16 protein-coding genes and 1 pseudogene are annotated in these 15410 nt (G+C 60.6%); 3 read left to right on the top strand and 14 right to left on the bottom strand.

Annotation, left to right across the window (positions count from 1 at the left end; genetic code table 11):
• Positions 1-59 precede the first annotated feature (59 nt).
• The gene (locus ACNA0I_RS06245; RefSeq protein ID WP_415805202.1) at positions 60-1049 is read right to left on the bottom strand and encodes an SDR family oxidoreductase; all 990 of its coding nucleotides are present in this window, start codon (positions 1047-1049) and stop codon (positions 60-62) included.
• Positions 1050-1208: 159 nt separating this feature from the next.
• On the opposite strand from ACNA0I_RS06245, the gene ACNA0I_RS06240 reads away from it, so the two are divergent.
• Entirely contained in the window at positions 1209-1361 is a 153-nt protein-coding gene (locus ACNA0I_RS06240) for a DUF3309 family protein (protein WP_094837876.1), read from the top strand.
• A gap of 9 nt (positions 1362-1370) precedes the next feature.
• Here ACNA0I_RS06240 and treY read toward each other — a convergent pair whose 3' ends face one another.
• The 13 genes and pseudogenes from treY to ACNA0I_RS06175 form a co-directional block, all read right to left on the bottom strand.
• On the bottom strand, positions 1371-3917 hold the full coding sequence (gene treY, locus ACNA0I_RS06235; protein WP_415805201.1) for a malto-oligosyltrehalose synthase: 2547 nt from the start codon (positions 3915-3917) through the stop codon (positions 1371-1373).
• A 41-nt stretch (positions 3918-3958) separates the two neighbouring features.
• Positions 3959-4726, bottom strand: a complete 768-nt coding sequence (locus ACNA0I_RS06230; protein WP_415805278.1) for an alpha/beta hydrolase family protein — start codon at positions 4724-4726, stop codon at positions 3959-3961.
• Complete coding sequence (locus ACNA0I_RS06225) at positions 4713-5834, bottom strand: DUF3182 family protein (RefSeq protein ID WP_415805200.1); 1122 nt, start codon at positions 5832-5834, stop codon at positions 4713-4715. The genes ACNA0I_RS06230 and ACNA0I_RS06225 overlap by 14 nt, the downstream gene beginning before the upstream one ends.
• A 31-nt stretch (positions 5835-5865) precedes the next feature.
• Complete coding sequence (locus ACNA0I_RS06220; RefSeq protein WP_415805199.1) at positions 5866-6861, bottom strand: lysylphosphatidylglycerol synthase domain-containing protein; 996 nt, start codon at positions 6859-6861, stop codon at positions 5866-5868.
• An 8-nt stretch (positions 6862-6869) separates the two neighbouring features.
• Positions 6870-7285, bottom strand: a pseudogene (locus ACNA0I_RS06215) (phospholipase D-like domain-containing protein); the annotation flags it as partial.
• A gap of 1 nt (position 7286) precedes the next feature.
• The coding region (gene clsB, locus ACNA0I_RS06210) for a cardiolipin synthase ClsB (protein ID WP_415805198.1) at positions 7287-8066 on the bottom strand (780 nt) is incomplete at its 3' end.
• Positions 8063-8833: an endonuclease/exonuclease/phosphatase family protein gene (locus ACNA0I_RS06205; RefSeq protein ID WP_415805197.1), complete on the bottom strand. Its 771-nt coding sequence runs from the start codon at positions 8831-8833 to the stop codon at positions 8063-8065. The genes ACNA0I_RS06205 and clsB, both read right to left, overlap by 4 nt.
• Before the next feature lie 170 nt (positions 8834-9003).
• Positions 9004-9654 (bottom strand): LysE family translocator, encoded by a 651-nt coding sequence (locus ACNA0I_RS06200; RefSeq protein WP_415805196.1) that lies wholly within the window; start codon positions 9652-9654, stop codon positions 9004-9006.
• Between the two features lie 144 nt (positions 9655-9798).
• Positions 9799-10581, bottom strand: a complete 783-nt coding sequence (hpaH, locus tag ACNA0I_RS06195; RefSeq protein WP_415805195.1) for a 2-oxo-hept-4-ene-1,7-dioate hydratase — start codon at positions 10579-10581, stop codon at positions 9799-9801.
• Positions 10582-10590: 9 nt separating this feature from the next.
• Complete coding sequence (locus ACNA0I_RS06190) at positions 10591-11457, bottom strand: fumarylacetoacetate hydrolase family protein (RefSeq protein WP_415805194.1); 867 nt, start codon at positions 11455-11457, stop codon at positions 10591-10593.
• Positions 11454-12329 carry an amidohydrolase family protein gene (locus tag ACNA0I_RS06185; RefSeq protein ID WP_415805193.1) on the bottom strand — a complete coding sequence of 292 codons (876 nt, stop codon included), beginning with the start codon at positions 12327-12329 and terminating at the stop codon, positions 11454-11456. Before ACNA0I_RS06185 ends, ACNA0I_RS06190 begins: the two co-directional genes overlap by 4 nt.
• Positions 12326-12724: a RidA family protein gene (locus ACNA0I_RS06180; protein ID WP_415805192.1), complete on the bottom strand. Its 399-nt coding sequence runs from the start codon at positions 12722-12724 to the stop codon at positions 12326-12328. The genes ACNA0I_RS06185 and ACNA0I_RS06180 overlap by 4 nt, the downstream gene beginning before the upstream one ends.
• Before the next feature lie 27 nt (positions 12725-12751).
• A complete protein-coding gene (locus ACNA0I_RS06175; protein ID WP_415805191.1) occupies positions 12752-13723 on the bottom strand; it encodes a Bug family tripartite tricarboxylate transporter substrate binding protein in 972 nt (323 codons plus the stop codon).
• A gap of 209 nt (positions 13724-13932) precedes the next feature.
• On the opposite strand from ACNA0I_RS06175, the gene ACNA0I_RS06170 reads away from it, so the two are divergent.
• Together ACNA0I_RS06170 and ACNA0I_RS06165 are read left to right on the top strand one after the other, a co-directional pair.
• The gene (locus ACNA0I_RS06170; protein WP_415805190.1) at positions 13933-14565 is read left to right on the top strand and encodes a flavin reductase family protein; all 633 of its coding nucleotides are present in this window, start codon (positions 13933-13935) and stop codon (positions 14563-14565) included.
• The gene (locus tag ACNA0I_RS06165) at positions 14562-15386 is read left to right on the top strand and encodes an IclR family transcriptional regulator (RefSeq protein WP_415805189.1); all 825 of its coding nucleotides are present in this window, start codon (positions 14562-14564) and stop codon (positions 15384-15386) included. Before ACNA0I_RS06170 ends, ACNA0I_RS06165 begins: the two co-directional genes overlap by 4 nt.
• Positions 15387-15410: the final 24 nt, after the last annotated feature.

Below are 15410 nucleotides of genomic sequence, written 5' to 3'. Positions count from 1 at the left end.
AACACGTATTCCCGCTGGTGTTAACTTGCCGTCTCCAGAACACATATCTTCTGCGACGCCTAATCGCCCGCGGTCCCTGTTATGGGCAGCACGATCCCCGTGATATAGCTCGAGCAGCACGGCGCTGCCAGAAAGACGTACGCGGGCGACAGCTCCTCCGGCTGAGCGGCACGGCCCATTTGTGTCTGTTCGCCGAATTTTCGAACATCCTGCGCTGCCCGGTCGGCAGGGTTCAACGGCGTCCAGACGGGCCCAGGCGCGACCGCATTGACGCGAATACCACGGCTGACCAGATTGGCTGCGAGCGCGCGGGTGAATGAATGGATCGCGCCCTTGGTCGCCGAATAGTCCAACAATTGGGGACTACCGCGCAGGCCGGTAACCGATCCGGTATTGATGATGCAACCGCCTTCGGGCAGATGAGGCAACGCAGCTCGGGCCATATAGAAATAGCCGTAGATATTGGTGCGCAGGGTTTCGTCCAGGCGCTCGTCCGAAATATCCTCCAGCGATTCGGCGTGTTCCTGAAAGGCTGCGTTGTTGACGAGAATGTCCAGATGCCCAAAGGCGCGGACGGTTTTATTGACGGCTTGTTGGCAGAACTCCGGATCGCGCACATCGCCACTGATGGTGATGCATCGGCCGCCTTCGGCCTCGACGGCTTTTTTGGTCTGGGCGGCGTCATCGTCTTCGTTCAGATAGGCTACGGCAATGTCTGCCCCTTCGCGAGCATACAGGACGGCAACAGCGCGCCCGATACCGGAGTCTGCACCGGTAATCAGCGCGACTTTACCCTCGAGCTTTTCGCTGCCTCGATATCCCGGTGCGGAATACCGGGGTGCGGGATCCAGATCGGATTCCCGGCCCGGTTTCTGCTGATGCTGGGCGGGCTGAGGCGGCTCGGGCTGACGGCGTTCGCCGGTCTGGGCCGGGCTGCTCGACTTGGATGACTTGGACGACTTGGCATCGCGTTGATCTTGGTCGCGTTGCAGTTCGCGTTGGCGGCGGGCAGTGGCGTCGGCGTCTTGATCGCGAGAACGGTTCGGCATCTGTTTCTCCTTGGCTATCGGGCGCCCAGGCGGGGCGCGGCAGAAGCTCAAAGCCTCGCAATTTGTATTCCCGGCTACGGGCGGGTACGCAAATTGCTGTACGAAACCGTACGGGCCCAAGGGGGGCTCCTGACGCAAATTCGGAGGAGGACTGCCGTCATGTCGACCATTCTGCTGATTGTGCTGATTCTTTTGTTGGTGGGCGCCTTTCCTGCGTGGCCCCATAGCCGCAGTTGGGGATACTTTCCCAGCGGCATCTTGGGCATTCTATTGATCGTCCTTATCGTCATGCTGTTGACGGGCCGGCTGTAGCAGGCCCGGCTAGTCCGTGCTGGCGCAGAGCGCAACAGGCCAGTCCTGAAATAGCGTATCCAGGGCGATTTCGCCTGTTGTGCTCAAAGGAAGTTCACGCTGGCTCAGCATGTCTTTCCAAACGAGGCCCGCCAACGAGGGCACGCGTAATGTCGTACCTTGCCAGAATTGTCTGGCGGCCTCGGCTTCATCTCTCGCATAACCCGCAATACGACGCGCGCACAATCGCGGTACGGCGACCAATGCCGTTCGCCGGCCCGTGCCGCGCAGAAACGCCACGACATGGGCGGCGCGAGGGCCGTTTGCACATAACGGCCGATAGGACCCTGCGAACAGAGTCGGCTGCTGCGCTCGTAGTTGCAGGGCTGCATAGATCAACGACTGCTTGACCGCCCCATTGCGCCAGTGTTTTGACTCAGGCCGCGCGATGATTCCGGAGGACAGCAGAAAACGGCGACGCGCGTAATCGACGGGCCGGCGGTTATCCGGATCGACCAGGCTGTAATCCCACAGCTCGGTGCCCTGGTACAGGTCTGGCACACCGGGGCACGTATTGCGTAGCAAGGCTTGAGCCAGGCTATTGATATGCCCCGGTTCGATCAGCGATTGCGCCAAGGCTGCCAGCTTGCGCAGTGGCTGGCGATCATGGCCGCTTGGGTCCAGGATATCGATGCAAGCCTGCGCGGCAGCTTCATAATGCTCGTCGGGATCTGACCATGAACTGTGCAGCCCCGCCTCGCACAGTGCTTTGCGCTGCCATGCGCCGATGCGCGCCAGCCATTCGCGTATGAGCAATGGGTCCAGCGTATCGATGTCGGCGGGCCAGTCCGCAGGCCATGAGCCGAGCAATGCTTGCAGCAGGATGTAGCGGTCGGGGTCGCTGAATGAGCTGGCCGGAAGCAAGGCCAGCCACTCTGCCGCCATTTCCGCCCATTCCGACGGCATCTCCGTCAACGTGGCCAGGCGCGCCCGAGTGTCTTCGCCACGTTTATGATCATGGGTCGCCGTAGCCAGCAGAGAATGCGGTACATGCCGGCAGCGCCACTGATTGCGGGCATGAAAGCCCTGTGGCCCCAGCGCAAATCGCTGCGGCCAGGCGCCTACCTCGTTACGGGATAGCAAAGTGCCTTGACGGTAATGGAGAGTGTCTTCCAGCGATTTCGCCGCTAACGGCGGGGTGACTTGCTGCAGCCGTTTCAGCGCACTGAGGCCCTCAGGCCCTGAGGGCGCATAGAGGTTACGCAGTAATTCATCCAGGCGCGCGCTGTCCGAGTCGGCCAGCATGGTGCGCGCAGAACGGGTGGCTTCGTCCCAATGGGTCCGATCCGCAGCGGATGGACCGCCATCCTCGGCATAACTGCGATAGACCGGGAATGCCGTCATCCACGCACCGAGCACACGATCCCAGGATGCCTGGTCCTCGGCTTTATGCGACGTGAGTTGTGACCATGCCTTCAGTAATCCGTGCCGTTCATGCGCCAGACGCCGGTCCAGCAGTTGCGCACGGATGTTGTGCAGCTGGTGTTTCAATCCCGTCGAATCGCCACCCTGCCCATACCAGCAGGCCAATAGTGGGCGGCGCGCGGACGGGGCATGCAACAACGCGCTCACATCATCCATGAAATCATAGCCAGTGGTGCCGTCGACAGGCCAACGCCGGTCGAGCGCCTCTTGCGGAGCCAGAATTTTTTCGACCACGATATATGGCGTACGTGCCGGATCGGCCTCCCGCATAGCCGTGCGCAGCCGGCGCAAATAGGCGCCGGGTTCCGCCAATCCGTCTACATGATCAATGCGCAGTCCGTCTATCCAGCCCTTGCGATACAACGCCAGAGGCAGCATGTGCGCCGCCTCGAACACTGAAGGGTCTTCGACCCGCAGGCCCACCAGATCGTTGATATCAAAAAAGCGGCGCCAATTCAGTTGGTTCGTTGCCGAGCGCCACCACGCCAGGCAATAACATTGTTGTTCCAGCAGCGCATGCAGGGCGGCTTTGCGTTCCGCATGATCCGGTGCGTCGGTGTAACTGGCCAGTGCAGCCAAGACCGACGGGCCCGATATGGGCAGGGCCTGACCGCCGGCCAACACCACCGGTTCGCCGTGTTGTTTGCCCAATTGGATATCCCCCTTGCACAAGGCAGAACCATAGGGCTGACCGAGAATGGGCAGCAGGATTTTTCCTGCGTGCATCTCCCAATCGATATCGAAGTAATCCGCATAGGCACTGGCGCGGCCATGCCGCAGGACATCGCGCCACCATGGGTTGCGCGCATCGGCGGCCATGTGATTCGGCACGATATCCAGCAGCAATCCCATTCCGCGTGCCTTGACGGCAGCGACCAGCCGTTCGAGCGCCTGTTCTCCACCCAGGTCGGCGCTGACGCGGGTGGGATCCAGAACGTCGTAGCCATGCATTGAGCCGGGACGAGCCTGCGTGATGGGCGACAAGTAGAGGTGGCTGACGCCCAGATCGGCGTAATAATCCAGTTGTGCGCGTGCTGCATCAAACGGAAAATCGGCATGCAATTGCAGACGCGCAGTGGCGCGTAATGTCATTGGCGGCTCCATACTGATCTACGGCTGATATCGCCTCTCCTTTACGGCGCACCTGTCAGGGAAGGGGTGGTGCCGGTGCGTGCGCCCATGACCATTTCCGTGATCCAGTTCACCAGCACCGATGTGTACGCCCGCTGCGCAGTTTTCTGCGTCAACGCATGATCGGCGCCGTCGATGATCCGATGAGTCATGGAATGTGCGCGCCGAAACGCCGAGCGATAACTCATGATGGTGGAGTGCGGGATGTAGTCATCCTGTTCCGATTCCACGATCAGCACATCGCCCGGAAATGTGGTGCATGCCGACAGCGCACGATTGCTCTCGGGCGCAACGTAATCACTACGATAGGCACGTAATACTTCCCGATTCAGTTGGTGCTTGGGCTTGAACCATTCATCGTCGAGATACAACGCGGGCACGTGCAAGGCCAGCCAACGGACTTTGCGCAATTCGGTCAGAATCGATGCCAGGTAGGCGCCGTAACTGCTGCCCACCACGGCGATTTCACCGGTTTCCACGGCAGGATGCGCAACCAGACGATCATAGGCCGCCATGACGTCGTGCAGGTTATCGTCGCGGGACACGTGTTCGCGTTGGGTTTCATTCGCGGCATGGCCTCGCAGATCAAAGGTCAGGCAGACGCAACCCAGGCCGGCTATTCCCGCTGCCCGTTTCAGGTCGAAGGCTTGATCGCCGCCCCAGCCGTGTATGAAAAGAATTCCAGGAATTTTGCTCTTGGGCGTCAGCAGCGTGCCCGCCAGGACATCATCTGCGACGTTGATGTCTATCGCGTCGCTATGAGCCACCATCATTTTCCCTCACTATGCCACCTGTCTTTGTCAACCATCCCACTTGGCTGTCTTGCCCGTGGAACACGAGATCGCCGGGGTCGGGCTGCTCGGATGCGGGTCCGTAACGCTCTTGCGTATAGGCACTGATTTCGCGGCAATCAGGGTGATGCGCCAAATGGAGTAGGGCGGATGCCTCGGCGATGCTCGCGCCTCCTGCTCGCCACGATTGTTCCAATACTCCGGCCCGCCATGTCCCGGTCATGGACTGTCCGAGCGCAATGTCGTAATTGCGGCGGGACGCGATCAGGGATGGGTACGCCTGGCTCACTGCAGCGTCATAGCGCATCGCCAGATTGACGGCGTGACGTTCGTTCTGCGTCATGTCCAGCGATGTGAGGGCAGCCGGCTCATCGAGGATGCAGCGCAGGATCGATCCGCCATAAACGTCCTGGCCGTTATTGTCCTGGGTCAGTCCTTGGGTGCCCACATACGACAACGTATAGCCGCCGACGCGACACCATCCTACGCTGTAGGTCTCGACTTCAGCCAGGTTCTCTTCCAGTACGACGCCTCGCGTGATTTCCTTCATTTCGGCGATGGCGCTTTCCAGTTCATCAACGTCCTGGACCACGCGCTGGCCCCGTCCGGCGTTGGCGTATACGGGCTTGATACGTATCGGTCCGTGGCGCAGTAACGCGGTGCCGGCTTGTCTTGCGTCCTCGGCAGAAAACGCGGTGTAGCCACTGAGTACGGCGTCCCCCAGGCGCTCTGCCAGGAAGTGGGACCAGCCCTCTGGGGCCGCGCTACGCTGGCGCCATAGACCGTGCGTAATCGCTTTACTGGCTACGAAATCGTACGGCACCATGCCTCCGAAAAACCGCGTTTCGTCGCTGATGCCCAGTTTCTGCGCGTGCACCGGGGTGATCAGCGTTTGATCAGGAACGTAATAAGGCGCCGCCCCAGGCCGGGCGCTATCGCCCTGGTACGGCTCCAGCACCTGGCATTGCAGCAATTCGGCGAGTTTGCGCGTCAGGCATAACTGCGTGGCGAGTTCATGCTGCGATGCATTGCTGTCGCGGGGATAGGCCATCACGCCGGCCGGAGAGAATCGGGAAGAGTGTGTCATGGCGCACCTGCAGCAAGCGCCATGCCTGGCCTCATTGCGGTGTCGGCCGGGATTCGCGGCGCCGGATGGACCATTTGGCCTCGACGACACCGAACGCCAGCAATGCCAACGCCAGAGGCAAGAGGAAATAGACGGCCCGATAAATTAATACCGCGCCCAGGATATCCACGGGAGGGAGATACTTCCCCAGTGCAGCGACGGTAATGGCCTCAGTGGTGCCCAGTCCGCCCGGTACCCGCACCACCAATGCCGCGACGCTGGCATACAACAGCACCCCTAATGCCGCTGCATAGGGCACGCGTCCCTGCAGCACAACATAAAGCACCAGGCCCATCAGGCCCCAGGACAGTATGGCGCTGAGGCTCTGCGCGAGCGCCATCCGTGCACCGGGCAACACGATACGCCACCTGCGCACCATCCACGTCCGTCCCGGGTATTTCAGACAAGCCAGAACATATGCACCTGAAAGCGCCAGCAGCGCGACGCCGACCACTCTCAATCCATCCTCTCCCCAGGCGATGGTCTGTGGCAGAGGGACGGCGCCGCTGACGAAGAAGGCGCCGGCCACCCAGCCAAATCCGATCCAGTTCGATAGGGCGGAGAACAGCGCCACGCGCGTCGGCACCGACTTGCGGCAGCCCATGCGCAGATAAAGCCGCAAGCGCGTTGCGAAGCCGCCGAGCAGCATGCCCAGGTTCAGGTTGAGGGCATAACTGAGCATGGCGATCCCTGCGACGCTGAACAACGGCAGTTTGTGACCGATGTAGCGGCGGCCCAGGACGTCCATGAGCGAATACGCGATATAGCCGCTTAGTGCGACGGCGATCGCCAACGCGATTGTGGGCCGGGGAAGGGCGCGCACGGCCTTCCACACACCGGGCCAGTCCACGTCGCGAGCCAGGTAATACAGCATGCCCGCCACGACCGCCAGGACCAGCACGGCCAGCCACCTGCCCAGAGAACGTCGAGCCCGGGGACTGATCCGAGTCCAGCGCCGCCTTGTCGTACGTATTCGGAATGTGTCCATGGAGATCCTCATTCTCCCGCCGGCTGCTGGCAGTCAGCAGGTTCTGCCGCTATGCGCTGCAGGCGAGGCTTATGGGCGGGCAGGCTCCCCACCCAGTTAGGAAAACGCCGTAATACGTGGAACACCACCACCCCGGCCCACAGCCGCCGCAGACGGCGTGTGCCGATCGACGAGCGGGGTATGCGCTCGCAGTCCTCTTGCAGCAGGCGTTCCAGACGCTCGCGCAATGCGCGGTTCAAGGCACGGTCCCGCATGAGCACGTTGGCCTCCAGGTTCAGGGCCAGGCTGAACGGATCCAGATTGCTCGAGCCCACGGTGCTCCAGTCCTGGTCGAAGCACGCGACTTTGCCATGCAGAGGGCGGCGGCAATACTCGTAGATCTCCACGCCGGCATCGATGAGATAGTCATACAGCATCGTGGCGGNGNGCCGGGCGATACGCATATCCGGCTCGCCCTGCAATATCAGGCGTACGCGCACGCCGCGCCGCGCAGCGCCTGCCAGGTCGTGCAGCAAGCGGTATCCGGGAAAGAAGTACGCATTGGCGATCAATACGTCCTCGCGGGCCGAGCGCAGGCTGGCGCGATACAGGCGCTCGATGTCCTGCTGATGCCGCGCATTGTCGCGTACCACCAGCTTGCCCGTTCCGTCTTCGTCGGGCACCGGGGCAGGGTCTGACACCGGCAATCTACCGGGCGCAGCCTGCACTGCCGCACGCATATAGGCAGCAATGTCGCCGCACAGCGGACCGCGCACGCTGACTGCGTAGTCCTGTTTGGCCTGGTCGCCATATTCGGTCAGGTGGTCTTCCGAAAAATTAATGCCGCCGACGAATGCCAACTCGTTATCCACGACGATGAGCTTGCGATGCAGGCGCCGGAACATATGGAACCGCATCCCGAACAGGCGCGGCTTGGGATCGAATATATGCACACGCACCCCGGCAGTGGCCAACTCGGCAAGAAAGGCGGGCTCCAGCGGATCAGAACCATAGCCGTCCAGCGTCAGTACGACCGCGACACCGCGTTGTGCAGCCTGGATAAGCGCCTGCTGCAATGACCTTCCCACCGGGTCGTCAAACAGAATGAATGTCTCCAGCAGGACCTCTTTGCCCGCTCGCGCGATGGCTGCCTCGACGGCAGGGAAAAAGGCATTGCCGTTCTCGAGCAGTTCAAAATGATTCCCTGTATGCCAGCCCGTGCTCATAGCGAGATCTCTGCGGTCAACGGCACATGGTCGGATAGGCCTGCCCACACGCGCGAGGTTTGTGGTTCGGGGCGCGAAGTGTGTACGCCCCGTACATAGATCCTGTCCAGGCGCAGGATCGGGCATACCGCGGGATACGAGCGCGCAGGCCTGCCGTAGTGCCGCGTAAATACCTCTTGGGCATCGCAGCCGGCCATGATCCGGTCGGCGCGCAATCGCCAATCATTGAAGTCGCCCGCAATCAGCAGCGGCTCATCCGTGGGAATCTGGCGTTGGGCCAGCTCGCACAGCAAACGCAGTTGGCGCTGCCGGTGACGCTCGCGCAGGCCCAGATGCACACACACCGCATGTAGCGGTTGCGCCAGCTCCGGCGGACGCAACACGCAGTGCAGCAACCCGCGCGGCTCAGGGCCGGAAATGCTGACATCGTGGTTGGTATAGGTAGCGATGGGATAGCGCGACAAGATCGCATTGCCATGATGGCCGTCCGGGTAGACGGCATTGCGTCCATAGGCATAATCGGACCATAGCGTGTCGGCCAGGTATTCGTACTGCGACAGTACCGGCCAATCGGGAAACCGCTCGGCATGCCCCTGATGCGCCCCGACGACTTCTTGCAGAAAGACAATGTCGGGTGCCGCGGAACGCAACGCCTCACGCAGATCGTGCAGCATGAAACGGCGATTGAAACTGGTAAACCCCTTGTGCGTATTGACGGTCAGCAACCTGAGGGCGAAGCGACTGCCACTGTCGCGCTGTGATTGCATGCTGCCTCCCTAGCCTGGTAGATGTGGCCATACTGCAAGCGGCATGCCCAGGGAGTCAGGTTGATGTGGTCGATCGAACGTTTATTTCTTTTTTTGGATGCGTTTGTGTCGACTTCATACTATTGTAAGTACGCCGCGAGGGCGCCGGCATACTCAGCGAAGTCCTTCCGTTAGCGGGACGGCGCGCTGATCGGGTCCCGGTTAAATATCAGCCATCCGGCAATGCCCAACATGGCAGAGCCCAACAGGCCATCCTGCAGGCGCATAAACCACGCATTGCGGGTCAACCAGCCCCGGATCCGTGAGGCGCCATAGGCGTAAATGGCGCCCGTCACCAGCCCCAGCATTTTGGAAAACACGCCCAGGACCAGCATCTGTACCCATACCGGGCCGCGCGCCGGATCGGTAAACTGCGGCAAAAAGGCGATCATGAAGATGAACACCTTTGGATTGAGCAAGTTGGTCATGAACCCCTGCCAATAGGCGTCCCGGGCGCTGCCGGGCTGGGCGGTAAGGCTGGTGGCAGTGGCTCGAGCACAGCGGCGCAACGCACGAATGCCTAGATAGATCAGATAAATCGCGCCCAGAATCTTGACCGCGGCAAACAGGGTCTGAGATTCCTGAAAAATCGCCGCCAAGCCCAGCACGACGAGCGGCACCTGCACAAAGCCTGCCGACCAGGTTCCCAGCACACTGATCCATGCCGTGCGAAACCCTTGTGTCATCCCTCGAGTGAGCGTCAGCGCCATGTCCGGGCCCGGAGTGAGTTTGAGCGCCAGATCGGCGGCCAGATACAGCAGGAACACGTGCAGGGTGGGCATGACGGCGGGGCTACGGCGCTGGATGGGGACCAGCTATTATGCGCCATCGTGCAATGGCTTGGTCGGTTCATGGCAATGCCGCACCGGCATCGTGGCGCGCCCGCGACGGCCGGACGTTCTCCGGGGCGATATGTCGGCGACCCTTTATGAGAAATGCACGGAAATGCTGCCCAAAGGGCCGTAATCGGCATGCAGCGTATCACCGCGTGCGACCGCGACGGTACGCGTGAATGAACCGGCGAGCACAATGTGACCAGCTTGTAGGCCGGTGTCGTGTTGCGCCAATTTGTTGGCGAGCCAGGCGACGGCCAGGCCGGGATGGCCCAGTACGGCAGCGGACACGCCGGACTCTTCGATGACGCCGTTTTTGAACAGCAGCCCCGCTACCCAACGCAGATCGACATCGAGGGGTTTGACAGGGCTGCCCCCCAGCACAATCCCGGCGCAGGCTGCGTTATCGGCGATGTTGTCGACAATGCGGCGGGGATACTGGCTGCGGCCGTCAATGAGTTCCAAGGCGGGCACGACATAGTCCGTGGCGTCCAGTACGTCAAACAAGCTGACATTCGGGCCGGTCAAGGGCTTGCCCAGCACAAAGGCCAGTTCCATTTCGACGCGGGGGACGATTAGCGTATCGGTCGGAATGGTTTCACCGTCTTGATAGAACATGGTGTCGAGCAAATGACCATAGTCCGGCTCGTTGATGCCTACCGTACTTTGCATGGCTTTGGATGTCAGGCCGATTTTATGTCCCCGCAGGACTGCGCCACGGCTGAGCTTGTCATCGATGATTCTTTTCTGGATTGCGTAGGAATCCGCGATGTCGATATCGGGAAAAAGGCGATCTAGCTGCTGGCAGGGGACGCCGCTGCGTTCAGCCTCTATCAGCAGTGTGGCGGCGCGCTCGCGATCGGTTGCGTTGAGCATGAGGATTCCTTAAGGATGAGAGATCAATTCGTCGGCTACCGGATTCGACAGCACGCCTATGCCTGAGACTTCAACCTCTACCACGTCGCCGGGCTTCAGGAATCGCGGGGGAGTAAACCTCACGCCCGCACCGATAGGCGTCCCGGTAGAGATGACGTCGCCTGGTTTCAGGGTGGTCCAGATCGAGATATAACGAATCAACTCGGCAAAGGGGAACATCAGATTGTCGGTGCGGTCTTGCTGGCGCAGTTCGCCATTGACGCGCGTACGGACTTCGAGGGGCGCGTGCGGATCGAATTCATCGGCTGTCACCATCCAGGGACCCATTGACCCGCTGGCGTCGAAGTTCTTGCCCTGGGTGACGTTGAATTTGCCGTGTTTCAGCCAGTCGCGTACGGTGCCTTCGTTCAGGCAGGTCAAGGCGGCAACGTGATCCCAGGCATTGTCGGCCGATATGCGACGGCCTGCTTTGCCTATGATCAGCGCGATTTCTCCTTCGTAATCGAGCTGCTCGGACTCTGGCGGGCGCAGCAACGGTTGGCCATGTCCGACAAAGGACCCCGGGAATCGCGGAAATACGCTGGGATAGGCGGGTGGCGCGCTGCCGTCTTTATATTCTTCGTTGCGATTGCCGTAGTTGACGCCGACACAGATGATTTTCTCTGGCGCGACGATGGGCGGCAATATTCGGACCTGATTCAGGCGCAAGCTCGCGGTTCGCTCAGCGGCCAGCCGTTGCAGTATGGGCAAGGCTCGAGCACTCAATACGTCTTTCAGGCTGTCATAGCCCAGGTCATCCAGCGCCACGATGTGCTCGCCGTCACGCAATGCGCCAAAGCCGATACGTCCTTGATGTTCGTACGAAAGCAGTTTCATTGATTGAATCCAAATAAGCGGGCAGGATTATCGACCAGGATTTTTTGCAGCATGGCGGCATCGCCGGCATAGCGGGCGAGTTGATCCACCAACTGCCCCTCGTCAGGAGTGGCCTTGACCGAAACGGGGTGAGGCCAGTCGCTGCCCCATACGATGCGGTCAGAATTGGTGGCGATGAGCGCGTGAGCCAGCGGCAGCACGTCATCCCAGGGATAGCCCGTTCTGGACAGTTTTTCGGTGAGTGACAGCATGACCCAGAAATTGCCGCGCGACAGCAGTTCCTGCAGCTTGCGCAACGTCGGGTCGTTGGCGCCGGCAGTCGGATCGGCGCGTCCCATGTGGTCCAGCAGTACGGGGATATCCAGGTTTTCGAACTGCTGGACTTGCGCCATCATGCCATCAGGTTCAGGCTGGAACTTGGCGTACCAGCCCAGTTCGCGGATGCGCGCAATAGCACGGTCGAATGCCGCAGGCGCCATGCTGATGCCCAGGCCCTGACGGCTGAAACGTGCACCTCGTACGCCGGCATCGTGCAGTTGGGCAATATAAGCATCATCGCGTTCTGCCAGAACAGCAGCGTTGGCGCAGCCTCGATAATTCGGGCCGGCAGCAGCCAGGCCATCGAGTACGACCTGATGATCGGCACCATACGTGGTGGCTTGAACGATGACGCCGCGTTCAATGCCCAGCAATTTATGCAAACGTAGTGCCACGTCGATCGTGGCGCTGGGCATCTCGTAGGCGGCGCCAGCGCGTACGGGATAGCGCTCGGCCGGGCCGAATACATGGAATTGACTATCGCACGCGCCGCGTGGCAGCGAGGTCTTCGGCGCAGTGGGAGACGGATGAAAGACCTGGTATGTTGAGCTCAACGTGTAGCCTCTTTGTCAGTCAGCACCGCAATGAAGTCGCATTCGATCAGCTTGTCGCCGTCCAGGTTGGCCTGCATCGTGTGACGGGCGGGCCGGTTTTGTGGATCAGGAAAATCACGCAGCCACACTGCGTTCAATGCCGCACGTTGGCTGCGGTCCCGCATCCAGACGGTCATCTTGATAATGTCGGCGAGCGAGCCGCCACCGGCTTGGACGATGCGGCGCACATGGTCGAACATCAATTCGCATTGGCGCTCGATCGTGTCGCCATAGTCGCCGGTGGCCGGATCGGTGCCCTGGATGCTGCCTGAATAGAGCATATTGCTGATGCGGCTGGCAGCAGGAATGGGATTCTTATGGCTAAAACCGTCGGCGTAGATACTGCGTCGTGTCATGGAGGGATCCAGAAATCGATGTGAGGATTAGTTCGCGGTGATACCCGCGCGTTCGATGATCGGGGTCCAGCGCGCATCTTCGGCGGCCAGGTATTTTGTGAACGCCTCTGGCGTGCTCGCGCCCGCTTGCGCGCCGAGATCGTCAAAGCGTTGAATGATGGCGGGATCGGCCAGAACCTTGGTCAACGCAGCGCTGAGACGATTCAGAATGTCGGATGGCGTGCCTTTCGGGGCCAGCAATCCCGTGAATGTCGCCGCCTCCATACCGGAAATCCCGGCTTCGGCAAAGGTGGGCACGTCCGGCATCGACGGCACGCGCTCAGCCGTCGTGACAGCCAAGGCGCGCAGACGGCCTTCTTTGACGTATGGCAAGGCGACCGAAATCTGATCAAAATTGAAATCCACTTGGCCGCCTATCAGATCGGTCGTGGCGGGCGCATTGCCTTTGTAGTGGGCCGTCGTCCAATGCGCGCCGGTGAGCGACTGCAGCAGTTCGCTCACCAGATGATTTGTCGTGCCAGCGCCGGGTGAGGCCATGGTGAGTTTGTTGGGATCCTGCTTTGCCATCGCGATCAGATCGCCCACCGTCTTCACCGGCAATTTCGGATTCACTTGCAATACCAGCGGCGTGTACGAGATCGAACTGATAGGTTCGAAATCACGGTCCCATTTGTAAGCCTGGCGCTTGAAAATCAACGGACTGAACAGCAGGGGACCGTTCGCCGCCATGAACAAGGTGTAGCCATCCGGATCGGCGCGAGCAACTTGCTCGCCGGCGATCATGCCGCCCGCACCGGGCTTGTTGTCGACGATGAACGGCTGGCCCAACTCGGCTTGCAATCCCGGCGCGATGAGGCGCGCGGCAACGTCTACATTTCCGCCCGGCGGATACGGGACCACGATCTTGATAGGCTTGTCAGGCCATGCCGCGATGCCGAGCGAAGCGTAGGCGCTGAGCGCGATCGCTGCGCAAGCACGCAGGACGGAAGGGAAATGCATGTCGGTCTCCTGGTTTGTTTCTGCTGTGTTTTTGTTGTGTTGAAACTCTAAAAACTTGAGCCAGAACCGACAATGGAGAAATTCATAAAAAGTCCGAATATTGGACTTAATCAGAAATCTGCTGGAGCCGCATTACGAACACGATCTTCAAACCAGGGAGAATATCGGGAATTTATAGTTCAACATACGGACTGAAAAAGAGGCGTCTTATGCGCATTTCCGCCACGGATCTCAACCCCGAACAGATTTATCGGCTCATGAGCGGCATCGTGGTTCCGCGACCGATCGCGTGGATCAGCAGCCTGAATGCCTATGGGCACGTCAATCTGGCGCCTTTCAGTTGCTATACCTTCGTGTCCAACACGCCGCCCATGATAGGCGTGAACATCGGGCGCAAGGCCGGCGCACGAAAGGACACCGCCAACAACATCGTTGCCCATGGCCATTTTGTGGTGAATATCGGCGACGAGACGCTGCTTGACGCCATTCATATGAGCGCCGAGGAACATCCGCCAGAGGTGAGCGAGGCGGCGCTGCTAGGCTTGTCGGTCCTGCCTGGCGAGGCCATTGCGACACCGCGTATTGCCGAGGCGCCTGTCAGCCTGGAGTGCCGATTCCATAGCGCAACACCCTATGGCGACACCGGAGCCGAGTTCTACGTAGGTGAAGTGTTGGTGTTCCATATCCGCGATGGGTTGCTGCAGGACGGCAAGATCGACACCACGCAATTGCGGCCGATCTGCCGTATCGGTGGGCCGAACTATGCGTCGCTGGGCCCCATCGTGACTAAACGTGCGATACGCCAGACAGCCAAGACGGTGATTGAGAGAAATGCCACATGAGTACAACCTTGACGGAAGACTCAACAGGCGGTGCGCAGACAGTGCGCCGCGCATTAAGCATCTTGCGTCTGGTCGCGTGTGGCCAGGAACGTGGCGTCAGGTTGATTGACCTGGTGCGCATGTCCGGATTGAACCGGCCAACGGTGCATCGCTTGCTCAAGACGCTGATCCAGGAAGGCGCTGTTGAGCAGGACTCTGATACGCGGCGTTATCTGATTGGACCGGAAATCGGTTTGCTGGGATTGGCACGGACGCGGCGGTTCCCGTTGTTGACGGTGGCGGATCCCTATCTGCGGGAGCTCGCTGATGAAGTGGGCGATACCGTGTTCCTGAGCATCCGGCATGGGCACGATTCGATCTGTATTGGACGCCATACAGGACATCACCCTATTCAGGTGCTGTCCATCGAGGTAGGCGCGCGGCGTCCTTTGGGACTGGGAGTTTCCGGGGTGGCGCTGCTGGCTTGCCTGGCGCCCGAGGAAAGCGTGTCTTTGGTGCAGCAGAATGCGACGCGTCTGGAGCTGCAGGGCGAACGCGTCCATGACGTTCTCGCCAGTGTCGAACAGGCGCGTGCGCTGGGCGGCCTGGCGCATAAACCAGCCGGGTTGATGCCGGGCACAAGCGCGGTAGCCGTTCCCATCGCCGGCACAGACGGCCAGGCCTTGGGTGCCGTCACCGTGACGGCGATGGCTGAACGGCTGGCTGAACAGCGCTTTCCTCTGGTGGTGGAGCGCATGCGCCAAGCAGCGGCGGCTATTGCTGCGCGCCAAGCACGCGTTTCCGATAGGCACCTCGAGGGACAGCGATCACGCTCAGTCTGATCCCGCATCGAGTTCGCCCCTGAC

The sequence above is a fragment of the Bordetella muralis genome, assembly GCF_965139205.1.
In the GTDB taxonomy this organism is placed as follows: domain Bacteria; phylum Pseudomonadota; class Gammaproteobacteria; order Burkholderiales; family Burkholderiaceae_B; genus Bordetella_A; species Bordetella_A muralis.
Note: the sequence above shows the minus strand (reverse complement) of the source record. Positions and strands in the feature narration are given on the sequence as shown.